The sequence below is a fragment of the Sphingopyxis sp. H115 genome, from assembly GCF_001468465.1.
Classification (GTDB): domain Bacteria; phylum Pseudomonadota; class Alphaproteobacteria; order Sphingomonadales; family Sphingomonadaceae; genus Sphingopyxis.
Genome location: NZ_LNSA01000002.1, coordinates 14524 through 34334, shown reverse-complemented (window position 1 = coordinate 34334; position 19811 = coordinate 14524). Strand labels below are relative to the sequence as shown.

Annotated in this window: 21 protein-coding genes; 9 read left to right on the top strand and 12 right to left on the bottom strand. The window is 65.7% G+C overall.

The genetic code is table 11. The features are described 5' to 3' along the window. Positions 1–92: 92 nt before the first annotated feature. The 3 genes from ATE71_RS01815 (at position 93) to ATE71_RS01805 (ending at position 2620) form a co-directional block, all read left to right on the top strand. Positions 93–1250 (top strand): acyltransferase family protein, encoded by a 1158-nt coding sequence (locus ATE71_RS01815; RefSeq protein ID WP_058801937.1) that lies wholly within the window; start codon positions 93–95, stop codon positions 1248–1250. Then, on the top strand, positions 1238–1435 hold the full coding sequence (locus tag ATE71_RS01810) for a hypothetical protein (protein ID WP_058801694.1): 198 nt from the start codon (positions 1238–1240) through the stop codon (positions 1433–1435). The genes ATE71_RS01815 and ATE71_RS01810 overlap by 13 nt, the downstream gene beginning before the upstream one ends. Before the next feature lie 78 nt (positions 1436–1513). Then, positions 1514–2620 (top strand): S41 family peptidase, encoded by a 1107-nt coding sequence (locus ATE71_RS01805; RefSeq protein ID WP_058801693.1) that lies wholly within the window; start codon positions 1514–1516, stop codon positions 2618–2620. Positions 2621–2705: 85 nt separating this feature from the next. On the opposite strand, the gene ATE71_RS01800 is transcribed toward ATE71_RS01805, so the two are convergent. The 3 genes from ATE71_RS01800 to ispG all read right to left on the bottom strand — a co-directional run bounded on the left by ATE71_RS01800 (position 2706) and on the right by ispG (position 4969). Then, positions 2706–3185 carry a GNAT family N-acetyltransferase gene (locus tag ATE71_RS01800; protein ID WP_058801692.1) on the bottom strand — a complete coding sequence of 160 codons (480 nt, stop codon included), beginning with the start codon at positions 3183–3185 and terminating at the stop codon, positions 2706–2708. A gap of 31 nt (positions 3186–3216) precedes the next feature. After that, positions 3217–3633, bottom strand: coding sequence for a hypothetical protein (locus ATE71_RS01795; protein ID WP_058801691.1), 417 nt, complete (start codon positions 3631–3633; stop codon positions 3217–3219). Positions 3634–3817: 184 nt separating this feature from the next. Beyond that, complete coding sequence (gene ispG / locus ATE71_RS01790; protein WP_058801690.1) at positions 3818–4969, bottom strand: flavodoxin-dependent (E)-4-hydroxy-3-methylbut-2-enyl-diphosphate synthase; 1152 nt, start codon at positions 4967–4969, stop codon at positions 3818–3820. A gap of 258 nt (positions 4970–5227) precedes the next feature. On the opposite strand from ispG, the gene ATE71_RS01785 reads away from it, so the two are divergent. From ATE71_RS01785 to creD, 3 genes are all read left to right on the top strand, one after another. Next, positions 5228–5989 carry a TorF family putative porin gene (locus tag ATE71_RS01785; protein WP_058801689.1) on the top strand — a complete coding sequence of 254 codons (762 nt, stop codon included), beginning with the start codon at positions 5228–5230 and terminating at the stop codon, positions 5987–5989. Between the two features lie 298 nt (positions 5990–6287). Continuing rightward, on the top strand, positions 6288–7022 hold the full coding sequence (locus ATE71_RS01780) for a TorF family putative porin (protein ID WP_058801688.1): 735 nt from the start codon (positions 6288–6290) through the stop codon (positions 7020–7022). A gap of 176 nt (positions 7023–7198) precedes the next feature. After that, on the top strand, positions 7199–8650 hold the full coding sequence (gene creD / locus ATE71_RS01775) for a cell envelope integrity protein CreD (protein ID WP_058801687.1): 1452 nt from the start codon (positions 7199–7201) through the stop codon (positions 8648–8650). Between the two features lie 107 nt (positions 8651–8757). Here the strand turns inward: creD and ATE71_RS01770 are convergent, their stop codons facing one another. The 4 genes from ATE71_RS01770 to ATE71_RS01755 all read right to left on the bottom strand — a co-directional run bounded on the left by ATE71_RS01770 (position 8758) and on the right by ATE71_RS01755 (position 13830). Next, on the bottom strand, positions 8758–9906 hold the full coding sequence (locus ATE71_RS01770; RefSeq protein ID WP_058801686.1) for an alpha-hydroxy acid oxidase: 1149 nt from the start codon (positions 9904–9906) through the stop codon (positions 8758–8760). Positions 9907–10032: 126 nt separating this feature from the next. Further along, on the bottom strand, positions 10033–11301 hold the full coding sequence (locus ATE71_RS01765) for an FAD-dependent oxidoreductase (protein ID WP_058801685.1): 1269 nt from the start codon (positions 11299–11301) through the stop codon (positions 10033–10035). Continuing rightward, positions 11291–12955: an amidohydrolase gene (locus ATE71_RS01760; protein ID WP_058801684.1), complete on the bottom strand. Its 1665-nt coding sequence runs from the start codon at positions 12953–12955 to the stop codon at positions 11291–11293. The genes ATE71_RS01765 and ATE71_RS01760 overlap by 11 nt, the downstream gene beginning before the upstream one ends. Then, positions 12952–13830 carry an NAD(P)-dependent oxidoreductase gene (locus tag ATE71_RS01755; RefSeq protein ID WP_082665023.1) on the bottom strand — a complete coding sequence of 293 codons (879 nt, stop codon included), beginning with the start codon at positions 13828–13830 and terminating at the stop codon, positions 12952–12954. The genes ATE71_RS01760 and ATE71_RS01755 overlap by 4 nt, the downstream gene beginning before the upstream one ends. A 58-nt stretch (positions 13831–13888) precedes the next feature. On the opposite strand from ATE71_RS01755, the gene ATE71_RS01750 reads away from it, so the two are divergent. Continuing rightward, the gene (locus tag ATE71_RS01750) at positions 13889–15139 is read left to right on the top strand and encodes a threonine ammonia-lyase (protein WP_058801682.1); all 1251 of its coding nucleotides are present in this window, start codon (positions 13889–13891) and stop codon (positions 15137–15139) included. Between the two features lie 26 nt (positions 15140–15165). On the opposite strand, the gene ATE71_RS01745 is transcribed toward ATE71_RS01750, so the two are convergent. Then, on the bottom strand, positions 15166–15495 hold the full coding sequence (locus tag ATE71_RS01745) for a DMT family transporter (protein WP_058801681.1): 330 nt from the start codon (positions 15493–15495) through the stop codon (positions 15166–15168). A gap of 234 nt (positions 15496–15729) precedes the next feature. On the opposite strand from ATE71_RS01745, the gene ATE71_RS01740 reads away from it, so the two are divergent. Further along, positions 15730–16122, top strand: coding sequence for an acyl-CoA thioesterase (locus ATE71_RS01740; RefSeq protein ID WP_058801680.1), 393 nt, complete (start codon positions 15730–15732; stop codon positions 16120–16122). Continuing rightward, entirely contained in the window at positions 16119–16601 is a 483-nt protein-coding gene (locus ATE71_RS01735) for a GNAT family N-acetyltransferase (RefSeq protein ID WP_058801679.1), read from the top strand. Before ATE71_RS01740 ends, ATE71_RS01735 begins: the two co-directional genes overlap by 4 nt. Here ATE71_RS01735 and ATE71_RS01730 read toward each other — a convergent pair whose 3' ends face one another. The 4 genes from ATE71_RS01730 to ATE71_RS01715 form a co-directional block, all read right to left on the bottom strand. After that, entirely contained in the window at positions 16602–17081 is a 480-nt protein-coding gene (locus tag ATE71_RS01730; protein WP_058801678.1) for a MarR family winged helix-turn-helix transcriptional regulator, read from the bottom strand. After that, complete coding sequence (locus tag ATE71_RS01725) at positions 17065–18384, bottom strand: S41 family peptidase (protein ID WP_058801677.1); 1320 nt, start codon at positions 18382–18384, stop codon at positions 17065–17067. The genes ATE71_RS01730 and ATE71_RS01725 overlap by 17 nt, the downstream gene beginning before the upstream one ends. Positions 18385–18517: 133 nt before the next feature. Next, a complete protein-coding gene (locus ATE71_RS01720) occupies positions 18518–19129 on the bottom strand; it encodes an HD domain-containing protein (protein WP_058801936.1) in 612 nt (203 codons plus the stop codon). Positions 19130–19209: 80 nt separating this feature from the next. Next, positions 19210–19755: a helix-turn-helix domain-containing protein gene (locus ATE71_RS01715; protein WP_058801676.1), complete on the bottom strand. Its 546-nt coding sequence runs from the start codon at positions 19753–19755 to the stop codon at positions 19210–19212. Positions 19756–19811 lie beyond the last annotated feature (56 nt).

Sequence of the window (19811 nt, the reverse complement as noted above, 5' to 3'; positions counted from 1 at the left end):
CGTCATCCCGGACTTGATCCGGGATCCATTTGCGCGATGTTGCCTGGATCCCGGATCAAGTCCGGGATGACGAACTTTTGGGAAAGACCGGCATGACCGCTACACGCCATCTCGGCATGGATTGGCTGCGGATCGGCGCCTTCGCGCTGCTGATCCTCTATCATATCGGCATGTATTTCGTGCCGTGGGGCTGGCATGTGAAGATCGCGCAGCCGATCGACTGGGTGCAACTGCCGATGCTCGCGACGAACAGCTGGCGGCTGCCCCTGCTGTTCCTCGTGTCAGGCTATGCGAGCGCGGCGCTGTTTGCAAAACTCGGCGGCAGCGCGGCGTTTATGCGCTCGCGCAGCGCGCGGCTGCTGATCCCCCTCGCTTTCGGCGTCCTTGCCGTCATCCCGCCGCAGCCGTGGATCGAGCTGGTCACGCAGCATGGCTATGCGAAGAGCCTCGGGACCTTCTGGACCAGCGACTATTTCCGCTTCGGAACGCTCGACGGCATCGTGCTGCCGACATGGCAACATCTGTGGTTCGTCGTCTATCTGTGGGCCTATACGACGATCGCCGCGGCGATCCTTGCGTGGGTGCCGGCAGAGGCCCGCGCGAGGATCGCCGATGGCGCGGCGCGGTGGCTCGGCGGCTGGCGGCTGCTCGCCCTGCCGCTCCTCTGGTGGCTGTTGCTGCTCGCGCTGTTCCCGGACCATGACGAAACGCACGCGCTGGTCGACGACGGCCCGTCGCATCTTCATTATCTGATGCCCTTTTTCGTCGGCTGGCTGCTCCGCGAGCGGCCGATCCTGTTCGACGCGGTGGCGCGCTGGTGGCGCCTCGCGCTGGCGGTCGGCATCGCGGCCTTCGCGGTTGTCGCCGCGATCCTCTGCCTTTGGCTCAGCGGCGCGCAGTCCCCCGACTGGGGCCGGACGGCCTTCGACATCGCGCATCAAGTCCAAGGCTGGACGACGATCGTCGCGCTCGTCGGGGTTGCCGACCGGTACTGGAACCGCGACCATCCCAAACGCGCGATGCTCGCCGAGGCGGTATTCCCCTTTTACATCGTCCACCAGACGATCATCGTCGTCGCCGGCTGGTATCTGCTTCGCGCCGGGACCAGCGCGCTGCCGTCCTTCCTGATATTGGTTGCGGCGACGGTAACTGGCTGCTGGCTTTTCTACTGGATCGGGCGCAGCATCGGCTGGCTGCGGCCGCTGATCGGATTGCAGCGCAAAGCGGGGAGGGTTGGATGGGTGCGTTGAAAGGCATAATGGCGATCGTCGGCGTCGCGATGATCCTCGTCGGCGGGCTGTGGGCGTTGCAGGGGCTCGACATCGTTCGCTGGCCGGCGAGCAGCTTCATGCTGGGCGACACGGTGTGGACGCGCAACGGCGTGGTGACGATGGTGGTCGGGGCGGTGCTGGTCTGGTTCGCGCGCAAGACCTGATCTTCGACTACAAATGTAATTGATCTGTATTATTGATGTGATACACTTCGATCTGCCGGGGCTGGATTGGAGACTGGAATGATTCGTTTGTCGCATCTTTTGCCCGCTCTGTTGGTCGCCGCCGGAACGGCTGCGGCCCCCTTGCTCGCGCCATCGTCCGCGTTCGCGGCCGAAGAGGCGAGCGCCGATGCGATCGCCGAAAAATATGCCGCGCTGCTCGAGCGCGATTATCTCTATCCCGAAACGGGCAAGCGCTACGCGGCCGCGATCCGCGCGGGCATCGCCGCGGGCCGCTACAAGGGGCTCTCTGGCGAGGCGCTCGGCGCCGCGATCGACAGCGACGTGAACGCGGTGTCGCCCGACGGGCATCTGCGGCTGCGCGTCCCCGAAGCGGCGGCGGGCGCCGCGCCCGCGCCGGGCGGCGCGACGCCGGCACCGCGCCCGAAAAAAGTGCCGGTCGAGCAGGCGGGATGGATCGCGCCGGGGATCGCCTTTGTGCGCTTCAACCTCTTTCCGATGGACGACGCGGTGACGGCCGAGGCGGCGAAGTTCATGGCCGACCATGCCGATGCGAAGGCGATCATTTTCGACATCCGCACGCACAATGGCGGCGGGCTCGACCAGATGGACGTTATCTTTCCGTGGCTGTTCGGCAAGGAAACGCGGCTGGTGACGATGGCGACGCGCGCGTCGGTCGATGCCGAGGGCGGCTCGCCGATCGCGGGCATCGCGTCGATGCGGATGGCGAAGGGCGACGCGGGCATGGTCGCGCGCGAACATTGGGCGACGCCGAACGCCGACGCGCGGCTGCGCGATGCCAAAGTCTATGTGCTGACGTCGGGCGCGAGCGCGTCGGCAGCCGAGCATTTTGCGCTGGCCATGAAGCACACGGGGCGCGGCATTCTGGTCGGCGCGCCGACCGCGGGCGCCAATCATTTCGGGCGCGGCGAGGATCTGGGCGGCGGTTATGGCGCCTTCATCCCCGTCGGGCGGACCTATGATCCGGCGACGGGCAAGGATTGGGAAGGCGAGGGTGTGCTGCCCGATATTGCGGTGGCGCCGGCGGAGGCGTTGCAGCGCGCGCTTACCGAGTTGGGCGTCGCGCCCGCCGAGGCGAAGGCGCTGTCGGACGCGCATATGCCAAGCTGGCCGATGGAACGGCGCAAGCCGCGCGGGGTGCGTTAGCTTTCCTTTTTCGTCATGCCGGACTTGATCCGGCATCCATTCCACGGCGCGCGCTGGGACCCCGGATCAAATCAGGGGTGCGAAATCAGGACACAGCCAACTTCGTCAGCGCGTCGCCATCGACTCGCATGACGGTCCATTCGTCCATCAGCTTGGCACCGAGGCTCTGGTAGAAACCGATCGACGGGGTGTTCCAGTCGAGCACCGACCATTCGAGCCGCGCGCAGCCGCGCTCGACGCCCAGCTTCGCGAGGTGCGACAGCAACGCCTTGCCGAGTCCCGATCCGCGCGCTTCGGGGCGGACGAACAGGTCTTCGAGATAGATGCCGGGACGCCCCTCGAAGGTCGAGAAATTGTGGAAGAAGAGGGCGAAGCCCTGCGGGCTCCCGTCGATCTCGCCGATGACGACCTCGGCATAGGGGCGCGGGCCGAACAGGTTGGCGCCCAGCTTGGCTTCGTCGAAGCGGACTTCGTGCGCGAGCTGTTCATAGGCGGCGAGGTCGCGGATGAACTCAGCGATCAGCGGCAGGTCGGCGGGCGTGGCGGGGCGGATGGAAAGGGTCATGGCAGCCGTCTGTCGCGCGGCGCGGCCGCTGTCAAATCCGCTTTCGCGCGCGAAGGATGACAAGCGCGGCGATCACCATCGCCGGCTGGGCGACGACCCCCGGTGCGTCGGCCCAGAAGGTCGCGGGGCCGCAGATGCCCGCGAGCACTTCATAAATGTGGAGCAGCCCGTGCAGCGTCAGCCACAGCCCGCCGACGAGCGCGGCGCGCCAGCGGAGGATGGGGTTCGCGGCGGCGTAGATAAGGATCGCGCCCGATCCCAGATAGGCGAGGCCGATGTCGCGGATGAAATGCGCGTTGGGCGGGCCGGTCGTCACCACGGTCGGAATGAAGACATACCATTCGAGCGGGTCGACGAGCATGAAGGCGCCATTGGCGATCGCGCCAAGCCCCGCGACGAGGAGTAATAGCTGGACGAGGCGGTCCAGCGCGTCGAACTTGCCCGGCATCGGCTTCCCCCCTTGTTCAGGTTGCGGGGAGACTAGCGGTTACTGACAGTGGTGCAAGTGGCGGGTGGTCGTTTTGGGGTGGGTGCTTTGCTGGTGGATGTGGCCCTCAACTCTATCGTCATCCCGCCGAAGGTGAGGAAAGACAGTTCCCATCCCAAGGCCGGCGCCTTCGCGGGATTTCGCTTTACGCCGCCTTGCCGTGCAGCGTGTCCATGCTCACCGCGCTGCCGGCGTCGATCTCGGCCGCCTTGGCCTCGACCAGCTTCACGATGTGGCCGATCATGTCGGCATCCTCGACATGATGGTCGGTGACGCCCGAGAGGAAGACCATATGCTTGCCGTTGCCGCCGCCGGTGATGCCGATGTCGGTCTCGCGCGCCTCGCCGGGGCCGTTGACGACGCAGCCCAATACCGAGAGCGACATCGGGGTCTTGATGTGGCTGAGCGCGTCTTCGAGCGCCTGGACGGTGCGGATGACGTCGAAACCCTGCCGCGCACAGCTGGGGCAGGAAACGACGCGGACGCCGCGGGTGCGCAGGCCGAGCGATTTCAGTATTTCGTAGCCGACGCGGATTTCCTCTTCTGGTTCGGCGGAGAGCGAAACGCGGATCGTGTCGCCGATGCCGGCCCAGAGCAGGTTGCCGATGCCGAGCGCCGATTTGACCGTGCCGCCGATCAGCCCGCCGGCCTCGGTAATGCCGAGGTGGAGCGGGCAATCGACCGCGTCGGCGAGCTGCGCATAGGCGGCGACCGCGAGAAAGACGTCGCTCGCCTTCACCGCGACCTTATACTCGTGGAAGTCGTGGTCCTGGAGCAGCTTGATATGGTCGAGCGCGCTTTCGACGAGTGCTTCGGGGCAGGGCTCGCCATATTTTTCGAGCAGGTCTTTCTCGAGGCTGCCGGCGTTGACGCCGATGCGGATCGCGCAGCCATTCGCCTTCGCCGCGCGCACGACCTCGCCGACGCGTTCGGACGAGCCGATATTGCCTGGGTTGATGCGCAGGCACGCGGCGCCGGCGTCGGCGGCCTCCAAGGCGCGCTTATAGTGGAAATGGATGTCGGCGATGATCGGGATTCGCGCCGCGCGCACGATCTTGCCGAGCGCGGCGGTCGAATCGGTGTCGGGGCACGAGACGCGGATCAGGTCGGCGCCGGCCTCCTCGCAGCGGCGGATCTGGTCGATCGTCGCCACCGGATCGCTCGTCAGCGTGTTGGTCATCGTCTGGACGCTGATCGGCGCGCCGCCGCCGACGGGGACGTCGCCCACCATGATCTGGCGGCATTCGCGCCGTGCAATATCGCGCCAGGGGCGCAGGCCGGGATTGTGATCGCTCATCGCTAGTGGCTCGACAGATGGGGAGATATCCGTCGCTCTTTAGCCGCCCCGAGGCGGCTTGGCAAAGCGAAGCGCGCCGCCGTCCAATTGTTGCGTCAAAGACACAGTTTGATACCGATCCGCAACTTTCGAGCAATTTTCATTTGTACCTAACGGCATAATGCGCAACTTTGCCCCGGTTCGTCGTTACAGGCCCGAATGAAGAGGCGTGAACGCGCACGGCAGGCGGGACGATCCGTTTATCGAGGGGGATCACCCATGAAGTTTTTTGGCAAGCTGTGTTTCGGCGCGTTGCTCGCTGCGTCGGCGATGTCGACGCCGGCTTTCGCCCAGGACGAATCGGCCGAGATTGGCGAGGCCAGCGGCCCGCTCACGCTTTCGGGCGGGATTTCGGTCACGTCCGACTATCGCTTCCGCGGCATTTCGCTGTCAAACGAAAAGGTCGCGGTGCAGCCGACGCTGACGCTCAGCCACGACAGCGGTTTTTATGTCGGTACCTGGGGATCGTCGCTTCCCGACAGCCCCGCCTATGGCAAGTTCGAACTCGACCTTTACGGCGGCTATGCGACCGAAATCGCGCCGGGCACGTCGATCGACGTCGGGGTCACCTGGTACACCTATCCGGGCAGCGACGACGGCGGCGCGCCGACCGACTATTTCGAAGCGATCGGGAAATTGTCGCACGATATCGGTCCGCTGTCGGCGACCGGTACCGTCGCCTATGCCTGGGACCAGGATTCGCTGGGCGACGACAGCTGGTATCTCAACCTCGGCCTCGGCTATGGCGTCCCGAACACGCCGATCACGCTGAGCGCGGGGGTCGGCTATGCCGACGGCTCGCTCGCGCTGACCGCGCCCGACGGCAATTATATCGACTGGTCGCTCGGCGCCTCCTACGTCCTCGGCCCGGCGACGCTGTCGGTCCAATATGTCGATACCGACATCAAGAAGACGGGGGTCAAGGCCTTCGACACGCTTTACGATCCAACCGTGGTCTTTACGCTGGGCGTTTCTTTCTGATCGCCTGACGGGTCAGCGACCACGCGCGAAGGGGGCGGCTTCGGGGGAGGCCGCCCCCTTTTTCGTGCCCCTGGCGCGCGAAATCTATATGATAGTTACGGGCGAGACCGGTTTGGACGACCATATGTTGCAAAAAAGTCGCATCGCGCGGCGAAGATGCTTCGCGACGGCCTTTTTTGTTGTGCGCCGCACAAATTTCGTCAACATCAAGCCTACGCAAGACCGGATCGGCCCAGAAAGAGGCTGGCCGTCGTGCGGCAGGCAGGGACGATCCGTTTAACCAATCAGGGATCTGTCCATGAAAATTCTTTCCCGCGCATGCTTCGGCATGCTTCTCGCGGCGTCGGCCATGTCCACGCCGGCCTTCGCCCAGGAAGAAGAAGACGCCGGCGACGGCATCACCATCACCGGTAGCGCAACGGTCGTCAGCGACTATCGTTTCCGCGGTTTCAGCCAGTCGAACGAAGAGGCGGCGATCCAGGGCGGTTTCGGCATCAGCCATGACAGCGGGCTGTATGTCGGCACATGGGGGTCGAGTATCGGTTTTGCCGACGGCACCGAAATCGACGTTTTCGGGGGCTATTCGACCGAGGTCGTTCCGGGCCTGACCGCCGACATCGGCGCGACCCTCTATCTTTATCCCGGCACGTCGAACAGCTCGATCGTCGAACCCTATTTCTCGGTCAAGGGCGCCCTTGGCCCCGCCTCGCTCAAGGCCGGCGTCGCCTGGGCGCCGGGCGGTCAGGATTCACTTGGCGACGACAGCGCCGTCTATTTCTACACCGACGCCGGCGTTGCGATCCCGAGCACGCCGTTCAGCCTGAACGGCCACATCGGCTATGCCAAAAGCGACAGTTTCCTTGGCGGCGCCGACGGCGAAGTGATCGATTATTCGATCGGCGTGTCGGCAAGCTACAAGATGCTCACCGGCAGCGTCGCCTATGTGAATACCGATGCGCCCAAGGCGCTCGGCTACAAGGAATCGGTCGGCGCCGACGGCGCCGTGGTGTTCACGCTCGGCGTTTCTTTCTGACGCCGGGCCGGGGCGGCTTCAGGGGGAGGCCGCCCCTCCATTTTCTTCCGATCGGGATCGAAAGCGGCCATGCGGCCGCTTTTTTCATGGCGGGAGGCTTTGCCGCAACCGGCTTGACCGCGCCGATGAACCGTGCAATTTCATCGACGAGTTGAAGCAGCGGAGTATGTTCCCCCATGACGCAAGCCTCTCAAAGCGTTTCCGTCCCCCCCGTTCCGCCGGCGCGCAGCGAGCGAAGTCCCGGCGTCAAGCTGGTCATCGCGGTGCTGATCGCGGTGGCGCTGATGGTTCCCCTTTTGATGATATACGGCCTGCTCTGGGACCGCCAGCAACAGGCCGAAACGGCACAGGCCTCGATCGGGCAGGGTTGGGGCGGGCAGCAGACGATCGCCGGCCCGGTCGTCGTCATCCCCTATCGTGCGACCGAAACGACGACGGTCGAGGAAAATGGCAAGGATGTGACGCGGACCGTCAACACGATCCGCAACCTGTACCTGTCGCCGCAGACGAACAAGGCCGACGTCGTCATCAAGCCCGAGAAGCGCAAGAAGGCGATATACGAAACGGTCGTCTATGAAAGCCAGATCGCGGGGAGCGCCGAGTTCGTGCTGCCCGCCGATATCGCGCGCTATGGCGTGACGCGCGAGGCGCTGATGCTCGACCGCGCCGAAGTGCGGCTCGGCATCAGCGATGCGCGCGGGCTGGTGGACGGCAACAGTTTGACCGTCGACGGCACGCCGCTCGCGCTCCAGCCGGGCAAGGGGCTGCTCTCGACGGGCAATTCGGGCACCTTCGCGTTCGTCGACTGGAGCGCTGCGGCGCCGATGAAGGTTGATTACAAGATCGGCGTGCGCGGGCTCGGCGATTTCAAACTGATCCCGCGCGGGGTCGATACGCGCTGGACGGTCAAGTCGAGCTGGCCGAACCCGAGCTTCGGCGGCGACTTCCTGCCCGCGACGCGTGAGGTCAAAAGCACCGGGTTCACCGCGACCTATGCGGTTCCCAATCTGGCGCTGGGACAGGCGCAGGTGCTGACGGGCGACCTGTCGCCGCCGGTGACGACAAATTATGGCCCGCGCGAATCCTATGCGGTCGAGACCGCGCCCAATAGTGCCGAGGCGTCGGGCGGCACCGCAAAGGCGGTCGCGATCAGCCTGATCGAGCCTGTCGACCTGTACAGCCAGGTCGATCGCAGCATCAAATATGGCTTCCTGTTCATCGGTTTCACCTTCGTCGCCTTTTTGATGTTCGACATCATCGCGGGCGCGCGCGTTGCACCGGCCGAATATCTGCTGACCGGTATCGCGCTGGTGCTGTTTTTCGTCCTGCTGCTGGCCTTTGCCGAGGTGATCGGCTTCATGCCCGCCTATATGGTTGCCTCGGCGGCTATTATCGGCCTGCTGACCTTCTACAGTGCGGCGGTGCTGGGAAGCTGGAAGCGCGCACGCTTCCTCGCGGCGATGCTGATCGGGCTCTATGCCCTGCTCTATACGCTGCTCAATCTCGAAGCCTATGCGCTGCTGATCGGGTCGGTGCTGATGTTCTTTGCCCTTGCCGGGGTGATGTACATGACGCGCGGCATCGACTGGGGCGGGATCGGCAAGAAGGAGGAGTCCGGGGTGGCGTAAGCTTCAATCGTCATTCCCGCGAAAACGGGAACCCAGCTCGACGTCGATTGCAAACGCGATCCTGGAACTGGGTCCCCGCTTTCGCAGGGATGACGAAAGAGGGAAAGTCAGCGCCAGCGCAAATTATGGGGGCCGAGATCCGCGAGGGTCCTGGCCCCCATCAATTTCATGCCGCGTTCCATCTCGGCACGGAGCAGGGCGATCGCGCTCGCGACGCCATCCTCGCCCGCCGCCGCGAGCGCGTAAAGATAGAGGCGCCCGCCCGAACAGGCCTTCGCGCCGACCGACAGCGCTTTCAGCACATGGGTGCCGCGCGTGATGCCGCCGTCGCAGATCACCTCGACCTTGTCGCCCACCGCATCGACGATCGCGGCGAGCGCGTCGAACGGCGAAATGCTGCCGTCAAGCTGGCGCCCGCCGTGGTTCGACACCATGATCGCGGTGGCGCCGATGTCGGCGGCGCGTTTCGCATCCTCGACCGCGACGATCCCTTTCAGGCAGAAGGGGCCGTCCCACTTCTTGCGGATCGCCTCGGCGCGTTTCCAGTCGAGGCTCTGGTCGAGCATCGAGGTGAAATATTCGGCGACCGATTTGGGGACGCTCGACCCTTCGGAAACATGCGTCGCGAGATTGGGCAGGCTGAACTTTTCGCGGAGCATATAATTGAGCCCCCAGCCGGGCTTGGCGGCGTAGCTCAGCATGTTCGACGCGGTGAAGCGCGGCGGCGAGGTGAAGCCCGAGCGCAGGCAGCGTTCGCGGTTGCCGCCGACAATCGTATCGACGGTGAGCGCGACGGCGTCGAATTTGGCATCGCGCGCGGCGTCGAGCATCGCCTGGTTGAGCCCCTCGTCGTGGTGGACATAGAGCTGGAAGAGTTTCGGGCCGCTCGTCAGCGCGCCGGCTTCGGCTAGGCTGATCGTCGCAAGGCTCGAAATGCCCGCGACGGTGCCCGCGTTCGCGGCGGCGCGGAGCACAGCGCGTTCGCCCTGCCAGTGGAACAGGCGTTGCAGCGCGGTGGGCGAGAGGAAGAGCGGCATTGCGATCTCGCGCCCGAACAGCGTCGTCTTCATGTCGACGCTTTCGACCCCGGCGAGGACGCGCGGGATCAGGTCGCAATCGTCGAAGGCGGCGCGGTTGCGGCGGCGGGTGACTTCGTCGTCGGCGGCGCCGTCGATATAGTCGAACACCGGCCAGGGCAGGCGCCGCTTTGCGAGCGCGCGGAAATCGTCGATGTTATGGCAGTCGGTCAGGTGCACGCTTGTCTACCCCTCCTCAAATCGTCATCCCGGCGAATGCCGGGATCTCACCCTCTCGTGGAACCGCACCGGCGAGATCCCGGCCTTCACCGGGATGACGGGTAGTGGTAGGCGAAGATGGTTCGCTCAGAACACCGTCCGCGCCGCCACCGTGCCCTTGCTCGAGAAGGCGAAGCGCGGTTCGACCGCCAGATCCTCGTCGAGGATATGCGCCGCGACGCGCTTGCCGACCGCGGGGCCGTTCTTAAACCCATGCCCCGACCCGCCGCCGACGAGCCACACGCGCTCCTGCCCCGGAAAGCGGTCGATCAGATAATCGCCGTTCGAGCTATTCTCATATTGGCAGACGCGCCCGCCGATCAGCGGCGCATTGGCGAGCCCGGGGAAGCGCCGCGCGACATAGGCGCGCGCCTCGGCGATGCCCGCCGGAGTGAGCTGGCGTTCGAGCGTGTCGGGGTCGATCGTCGGGCCGTGCGTGTCGAACGCGATCTTGAAGCCTGCGCCTTCGAGGTCGGGGATGCCGTAAACGATGCGGCCGTTGTTGAAATCGGCCCAGACGGGCAGTTCGGGCGGCGCGAAGCGGCTGTCGCCCTGCGGTGCGCCGAAATGATAGACCTCCTGCCGCGTCGCGACGATCTTGTTCATCAACTGCTGCGGGAAAAGCTCGGCGATCCACGGCCCCGCGGCATAGACGAGATGGTCGGCGGTGCCGCCATCGGGCAGCGTGTGGCGCTTGATCCGTTTGGAAAAAAGCGGTGCGGGCATGACGACGCGCTCGACCGCAATCTGCGCGTCGGCGATCACCTCCTGCACGCCTCTGGCGGCGATCAGCGCGCCCGTCCCGGTTTCGAGGATACCGGTTTCGCCCTGATAGAATTGGATCTGGCGATATCTATTCTGCAGCCAGCTGACGTCGCCATGCTCGTGGCCGACGCGGTTCGCCTGCAGCCACGCGAGCGACTGCGCGGTATAGGCGTCGCCCTGCGGCGCGAACCAGAGCACGCCGGTGTTGTGAAAAATCGGCGCGCTCGCCGTGTCGGACAGCGCCTTCCAATATTCGAGCGAATCGCGCGCCATCTCCGAATAGATATGGTCAGCGCCGTAGCCCATGCGAATGACGCGGCTTTCGCCCCCTGATGAGCTGCGCGCATTGCCGGCGCCATAGGCGTCGAACAGGCGCACCGACTTGCCCGCGCGCAGCAGATGCCACGCGGTCCACGCGCCGAACACGCCGGCGCCGATGATCGCGACGTCGACATGCTGTATCTTCGGTTTCGCCGGTTTGCGCTTTTTCGAGCGGCGTTCCTTGCGCTCGGCCGCCGTCGCGCTCGCCGCGACCGGCAACGCGGCAAGCCCGGTCAGCAACGCGCGGCGGGACGGCGTGTCACCGGCCAACGGTCGCCCCCTCTTTCCGCTTGTAATAGCGATAACCGCCGACCCAGGTTTCGAGCGGCACCATGCGGCGGATCTCGTCGGGGCTCGCGAGCATTGGGTCGGCGTCGACGATCAGGAAGTCGGCGCGCATGCCGGGCATCAGCGTGCCGATCCGGTCCTCGGCGAACCCGGCAAAGGCCGCCGTGCGCGTGAAGCCGTCGAGCGCGGTCTCGCGGCTGACCGCTTCCTCGGGACGCCAGCCGCCGAAGGGTTCGCCCTTCGCGTCGGTGCGCGAGATGGCGGCGGCGATGCCGGGGAAGGGGTTGGCGCTTTCGACCGGCACGTCCGAACCGAAGGCGAGGCGGACGCCGGCATTCTGGAGGCTGCGCCACGCATAGGCGCCTTTCAGGCGGTCGGGACCAAGGCGCGCTTCGGCCATCACCCGGTCGCTCGGCTGGTGGATCGGCTGCATCGAGGCGATGACCTTGAGCGTCGCGAAACGGGGGATGTCGACGGGGTCGATGATCTGCGCATGTTCGATGCGCCAGCGGCGTTCGCCGGGGAGATCGGCGGTGAGGTCGGTAATTGCGTCGAGCGCCTCGGCATTGGCGGCGTCGCCGATCGCGTGGATCGCGACCTGGAACTTGTCCATCGACGCGCGCACCATCTTGTTGCGGAGCTGCGCGGGGGTGAGGAGGGGCAAGCCCTTCTGCCCCGGCGCGTCGGCATAAGGCGCTTTCAGCCACGCGCCGCGCGATCCCAAGGCACCGTCGAGATAGAGCTTCACCCCGACCATGCGGAGCCGGTCGTCATAGAGCCAGGGCGTCGGGCCGGGTCCGGCGATCAGCGCCATATTGTCGATGTCGCCGCCATAGGAGAGGACGCGCACCGCGAGCTGCTTCTTGTCGCCCGCGCGGCGATAGGCCTGCCACTCCTCGATCGTCGTGCCCATGTCGGCAATCGTCGTGATCCCCTGTTCGAGCAGCTTCTGCTGCGCGAGGTACAGCGCGCGGTCGAGGTCGCGCGCGAGCGGCTTGGGCTTGGCGCTGTCGATCAGGTTCATCGCCGCATCGACGAAAACGCCGCTCGGCTTGCCGCCTTCCATCTCGATACGGCCGCCCTCGGGCGACTTGCTCGCGGCGGTAATCTTCGCGGCGGCCATCGCGGCGCTGTTCGCCCAGCCGGCGTGGCCGTCGACGCGGCCGAGCCAGACGGGGCGGTTCGGCACCGCGGCGTCGAGGTCGGCGGCGGTCGGGAAGCGGCCGAGGCCCCATTTTTCCTGGTTCCAGCCCGATCCGATGATCCACGGCATTTCGGGATTGTCGGCGGCATATTTGCGGATCGCCGCCTGCGCCTCGGCAAGGCTGGTCGTGTCCGAAAGGTCGAGCAGCATCAGCTGGAAACCCAGCCCCATGACATGGCCGTGCGCGTCGATCAGGCCGGGGATCAGGGTCCTGCCCTTGCCGTCCTGCTTGAAATCGGGGCGTTCTGGGCGCTTGTCCTTGCGGTCGAGCAACTGCTTCACCTTGCCCTCGGTATCGATGACGAGCCCGGTGAAGCGGACGAGCTTGCCGTCCTTGTCGAGTGTGATGCCGTTGACATTGTCGACCAGCGTGTCGGCGTGCGCGGGGGCGGCGAGGGTGAGGGCCAGCGCGGCCAGCAGGAGGCGCTTCATTTCGGCAGCCTCGTCACCAGCGAACTCGTATCCTTGCGGCCGCCGCCGGCCTTTTGCACATCGGCGTAGAATTGGTCGACGAGGCTGGCGACGGGCAAGGTCGCACCATTCGCGCGCGCTTCGTCGATCGCAAGGCCCAAATCCTTGCGCATCCAGTCGACCGCGAAGCCGAAGTCGAACTCGTCCTTCGCCATCGTGCCCCAGCGGTTGAGCATCTGCCAGCTCGCCGCCGCGCCGCCTGACACCGCCTCGAATACCTTGTCGGTATCGAGCCGCGACGCCTGCGCGAAGCGCAGCGCTTCGGACAGGCCCTGGATCACCCCGGCGATCGCAATCTGGTTGACCATCTTCGTCGTCTGCCCCGCGCCGGGACCGCCGATATGCACCATGCGCGCGGCATAGGCCTGTATCACCGGCGCCGCGGCGTCGAACGCGGCCTTGCTGCCGCCGCACATGATCGACAGCGTGCCGTTCTGCGCGCCCGCCTCGCCGCCCGAGACGGGGGCGTCGAGACAGAGCAGGCCGAGCCCGTCGGCTTCGACCGACAGCTGACGCGCGATGCGCGCCGAAACGGTGGTGTGATCGACGAACAGCGCGCCCTTTTTCATCGCCTTGAACGCGCCGTCGCGGCCGAGCGTCACCTGCGCCAGATCGTCGTCGTTGCCGACGCAGGTCAGGACCACATCGGCGCCCTCTGCCGCCTCCGCCGGGGTCGCCGCAGCGGTGCCGCCATGCTGTACGGCCCACGCATCGGCCTTGGCGCGCGTGCGGTTATAGACGGTGAGATGATGGCCCGCCTTGACGAGGTGGCCCGCCATCGGTCCGCCCATGACGCCGGTACCGATGAAAGTGATGCGCAATTTTTGTTCGCTCATGGCTGTGTCCATAAGCATAGTTTGCGCGGCGCGCCAGATAGGCTAGGGCCGCATCGCTATGACCGATCAACTCACCCTGACCTCCGCCGCCGATCTTCCGGCGATCACATTGGACGATGTGCGCGCGGCGGCGGAACGAATTAATGGCGCGGTCGTGCGGACGCCGACCCTGCACTCGCAGACGCTGTCCGAGCTGGTCGGCGCCGAGGTGTGGCTGAAGTTCGAGAATCTGCAATTCACCGCGGCGTACAAGGAACGCGGCGCCTTGAACGCGCTGCTTCTGCTCGACGACGAGGCGAAGGCGCGCGGCGCAATTGCGGCGTCGGCGGGCAATCATGCGCAGGGCCTCGCCTATCATGGCAAGCGTCTCGGCGTGCCCGTCACCATCGTGATGCCGAGCACGACGCCGCAGGTGAAAGTGTCGCAGACCGCGAGCCATGGCGCGACGATCGTGCTGCACGGTGAGACCTTCGACGACGCCTATGCGCACGCGCGCGTGCTCGAGGTCGAGCGCGGGCTGACCTTCGTCCATCCCTTCGACCATCCGCATGTCGCGGCGGGGCAGGGGACGGTCGCGCTCGAAATGCTCGAGGATGTGCCCGAACTCGATACCCTCATTGTTCCGATCGGCGGCGGCGGGCTGCTTGCCGGCATGGGCACCGCGGCGCGTGGGATCAAGAACGACATGCGCCTCGTTGGCGTGCAGGCCGAGCTTTATCCGTCGATGTACGCCGAGCTCAACGGCGTCGACATGGCGTGCGAGGGTGACACGCTCGCCGAGGGCATCGCGGTGAAGGAGCCGGGCGCTTACACGCGCAAGCTGGTCGCCGAACTCAACGACGACATCGTGCTCGTCGCCGAACGCCATCTCGAGCGCGCGGTCAGCCTGCTGCTCCAGATCGAAAAGACGGTTGTCGAGGGCGCGGGCGCCGCGGGGCTAGCGGCGATGCTGGCGCATCCCGAAGAATTTGCCGGGCGCAAGGTCGGCCTCGTGCTCACCGGCGGCAATATCGACACGCGGTTGCTCGCCAATGTGCTGCTGCGCGACCTCGCGCGGTCGGGCCGCATCGCACGCCTGCGCATCCGCTTGCAGGACCGGCCGGGCGCGCTGTTCAAGGTGATGAAGCTGTTCGACGAGAAGCAGGTCAACATCATCGAAATTTATCACCAGCGGATCTTCACGACGCTGCCCGCGAAGGGGCTGATCACCGACATCGAGTGCGAGGCGCGCGACCGCGAGCATCTCGACAGTCTTGTCGCCTCACTCCGCGACGCAGGTTATATGGTGACGACCGTCGAGCTGGCCTAGCCGGCCCGGCGGCCGCCATCGCCTTCTCAGTGCGCCACGCTCTTTGAGAAGACGTTCATCACGACCACCCCGGCGGTGATGAGGGCCATGCCGAACAGCGCCGGCGCGTCGAGCCTTTGCCCCTGAAACAGCCAGGCGATCGCGGCGATCAGTACGATGCCGACGCCCGACCAGATCGCATAGGCGATGCCGGTCGGCAAATCCCTGAGCGCTAGCGACAGGAAAAAGAAGGAGGTCGCATAGCCTGCGACCGTGACGAGCGAAGGCGTCAATTTGGTAAAGCCGTCGGCTTGTTTGAGGAAGGATGTTGCCAACACCTCGAAGACGATAGCGGCCAGCAGATAGATATAGTGCATTTTCACGCTCCTGCGGGGAAAGCCGCGACGGGTCGTGGCAGCGTTCCCACCCAATTGGTCGAACGCCGTGGCGGAGAAGAACCCCCTCAAAAGGGAGCGCAGGAGACACCACCCTGCAACTCTATTCTCGGCCCGAACCCTTTAGCAGGCGCGGCTGACCTGTCAAACAAGCCGGAACCGGATTGCCCCAACGGCCGCTTTTGTTGCGGGGGCGTTGGGGCTAGGGCTTTCCCGATGAAAGAATATAACCTCCAGCTCACCGCCACCCCCGACAGCATCGACGAGCTCGGCCATGTCAATAATGCCGTCTGGGTGCAGTGGATCCAGCAGGTTGCGACGGGGCATTGGGACGCCGCGGCGCCCGAGGCACACAAGGATGCCTATATCTGGGTCGTCGTACGCCACGAGATCGATTATCTCCGCGCACTCGGCCCCGGCGCAACGGTGACGGCGCGAACCTGGGTCGCCGACAAGCCGCAGGGCGCAAAGTTCGACCGCTTCATGGAATTTACCGGCGCGGACGGAAAGGTGCATGTCCGCGCGCGGACGGTGTGGGCGCTGCTCGACAAGGCAAGCGGGCGGCCGCTGCGCGTGACCGACGAAATTGTCGCGCCCTTCCTCGGATGATCGTCAGGCGTGCCACTAAGGCCGATGCCGCCGCGGTGTGGGCGATCATCGAACCGATGATCCGCGCCGGCGAGACCTATACGCTGGACCGCGACATGCGCGAGGCGGACGCGCTCGCTTACTGGTTCGGAGCGGGAAAGGAGGTGTTCGTTGCCGAAGAGGACGGGATTATCCTCGGCACCTATTATCTGCGCGCCAACCAGGCGGGCGGGGGAGCGCATGTCGCCAATGCGGGCTATGTGACCGGCGCGGCGGCGACGGGGCGCGGGGTCGCGCGGGCGATGGCGCTGCATTCGATCGACCATGCGAAGGCGCGCGGCTTTCGGGCGATGCAGTTCAACTTCGTCGTCAGCAGCAACGTCCGCGCGGTCGGCCTGTGGCAGTCGCTGGGGTTCGAGATCGTCGGGCGGTTGCCGGGGGCGTTCGCGCATCCGGCCGAAGGCTTCGTCGACGCGTTGGTGATGTTCCGGGGGCTTTGACTATTCCGCCATCCGGGCACTGAGCGAACGATCGTCGAGCGCTTTCAGTGCTTTCAATATCGTTCCATGCACATCGCCAACCTCCTCGAAAAGCGCGCGGTAAACCTCGCGGATCCGGGCGCTGTAGGCGTCGAGCCGGCGGAGCTGATCTTCGCCTGCTTCGGTCAGCCGGAAAATCTTGCGCCGCGCGTCGGCGGGGTCGGGTTGCTGGGTGATCAGGCCGAGCCGCAGCAGCGCGGGACATTTCTGGACCACCAGTTGGTGTGACTGGCCGAGCGTGCGCGCAAGATCGGCCGCCGAAGCGTCGCCCACCGCGCTGAGCGCCGAAAGCAGCGAGCAGGACCGCACCGGCACCACGATCCCCGCCTCGTCGAACAGCGGGCGCGTCTGTTCCTCGATCCGCTGGCTCAGCGCTTCGCTGAGGCGGCCGAGGAAGGAGATATCGTCGAGTTCTGCGGCCAGGTCAGTCGAGGCGGGCATAGATCTGGGTTGTTCCGTCGCGGTTGATGCGTTCGAGCGCGGCGACCTTGCCGCCTTTGCGGACGATACGGAAGCGGAAGTCGCGCACGCCCTCGATCGCCAGCAGGTCGCCGCCGAGCGGTTCGAGCGTCAGGCGCAGCCGCTCGCGCCACGTATAGCGCAATTTGCCGTCCACAAGATCGACGCGGCGCCCTTCGTAACGGCCGGTCACCGCTTCGAGTGCGGCGGCGGATAGCGGCGCGTGCGGCGCCAGCTGCGGAGCGAACCAGTCGGCGTCGGCGCGTTTGGCCGGATCGGCTTTGGCAAGGTCGGCAAGCGCGAGGCGGTGGGCGAAGGCGAGCGCGTCGACCGAGGCAAGCTGGTGGTCGGGCGCGACGCCCTGCCCCTCGAAATCGCCGCCGTCCACGGGATCGCGGATCTGGCCGATCGGCACCTGCACGAAGAAATCGCGGCCGACGGGTTTGCGGTCGACCGGATGCGCCCCGCCCGCGGTGCGTTCGCCGACCAGCGTTGCACGGTCCAGCTTCTTGAGCGTGTAGGCGAACCATTCGGCGGCGGAAAAACTGGTCGAACCGGTCAGGATATAGACGGGCTTGCCGGTCAGCCGCTTCGCGGGCAGCGCGGGGAGCACCCACTGGCCGCGCGCGACGCGGCGGCCGTCGAGACTATAGTCATAATCGAACAGCTCCTGATCCCGGTCGCCGGGAAAGAGCTGGCTCGCGAGCAGCTGCGCCATCTCCAGATGACCGCCATTATTATAACGGAGGTCATAGATGACCGCGTCGCCATTTTCGATAAAGCGCATCGCCGCCGCGGCGGCGTCATAGCCGAGTTCGGGGTCAGCGAAATGGGCGAGGTCGACATAGGCGATGTTGCCGTCGAGATAGCGCAGGCCGGAAAAGCCGAAATTCTGCCGTGCTTCCTCGCGACGTTCCTGTTCGCGCAGCGCAGCGGCACGGGCGGGATCCTTTTTCGCGGCATAGTTGGCGACCCATTCAGGGTCGACCCCGACCGCGAAATGCAGGTCGCCCGACGCGGCAATCAGATCGTCGGTCAGTTCGCGCGCGAGGGCGGGGCGGTCATGCGCGGTGTCATAGTCGCCGGCATCGAGATTGCGCCGCAAGGTCGCGGCGATCGTCTTTGCCTTGTCCGGGTAGACATAGTTCGCTTCGAGCGCTTGGCCGAGCTGTTCGACCACGGCGCGCCTGTCGGCCGCGGAGAGCGGGGCTTCGTCCACAGCTGCAACGGTCGCCAGCCATGCGGTCGTGGCGGCAAGAAATATGGCCCAACGCTCGTTCTTCATCCTGTGTCCCGTCCGCGATCCGATTCGTACAATATATTGCGCAATATATTGTATTATTTGGCGACACAAGGGGGAGCCAGTGCAAAAAATGGCATCACGGAAACCCAAGAGCTGATCGCGCCGTAGGCGGAGTTCAGCCTTTGGCTGGTTCGGCCGGCGCCATCATTATCACGCGTTTTTGGGTTTCCCGATCGACGAGGTCGCGTAATTGCGCGAGCAGTGGATGGCGCGCGGTATGCTTTGCGCCATAGGCGAGGTTGAACCGGTAATCGAAATCGGGACCGTTCTTTCCGACGAGGTGCTGGAGCATCGTCTCGAGCTTGTCGAAGCCCTTGGCGAGGATCGCCTCGGGCGTGGCGGCTGCGGTATATTCGTCCCACAGCGCGACGAGTTCGTCGCGGAGGTCGTCCGGCAATGGGGCGCATAATGTCATCAGATCGGCGCGTTCTTGCGCGGCGCGCCCGTCGCCCGCGACCTGCAGCGTCGCCGGAACGTCGCCCGAAATCGCTTCGCCGAGGTCGTGCACGATACACAGCTTGAGCAGTTTGAGGCGGTCGTGATCGCCCAGTTCGCGGTCGAACAAGATCGTCATCAAGCAGAGCCGCCAGCTATGTTCGGCGGTACTCTCGGCGCGGCCCTGCGCGGTGATGCCGCTCCGCAGCGTGTCCTTGAGCTTCTCCGCCGACTGGACGAAAGCGAGAATGGCTTCGAGACGGGCGGGATCTGTCTGAATGGCCTGTTCCATCGGGCGGTCCTTCACAGCGACGCTTGAAGGGTTCGTCATAGAAATGCGCCGCGAAGGCGGACACGTAAAAATTATGCGCGTCAGCCAATCGTCGTCGTCAGGCGTCCTGTGCGGCCGCCCGAAAGCGGAATGGTCTCCCAGCGCATCCGTCCGGGGCGGACGGGGATTTCGCGGCTGCCGTTGGCGCCGGTCCGGACGTCGAGGGTCTGGAACGGGCGCTCGAACCAGCCCGCCGCCGCGAGCCCCGCTTCGGCGAGAATGATTTCGCGCGTTGCGAAGCGCCACAGCGACATGCCGACACAGGCCCGGGCGTCGGCCTGCCACGACGCCGCACGCGCGGGCGACGCCGCGAGCAGGCGGTGCGTCGCGTCGCAGACGAGGTGAACCGCCTGCGTCGAGGTCTCGACCAGCCGCTTGAGCGCGGCATCGGCGTCGCTCCCCGTCTGCGCGGCGATCAGGGCGGCGATTTTCTCGCGGTGCGCCGCGTCTGGCTCGTGCGTGCCGCTTTCCCAGCGCGAGACGCTCGCCTGCGCGACGCCGAGCAGCTCCGCGAAATGGCCCTGCTTGATAGCGTTGAGGCGGCGGAAGCGGCGGAGCGCCCGGCCGATCGGCAGATCCTGTGTCATCGCCCGATATTAGCGCGCCGCGGCGCCGCTACAATATCGCGCGTCGGACGCGGCGC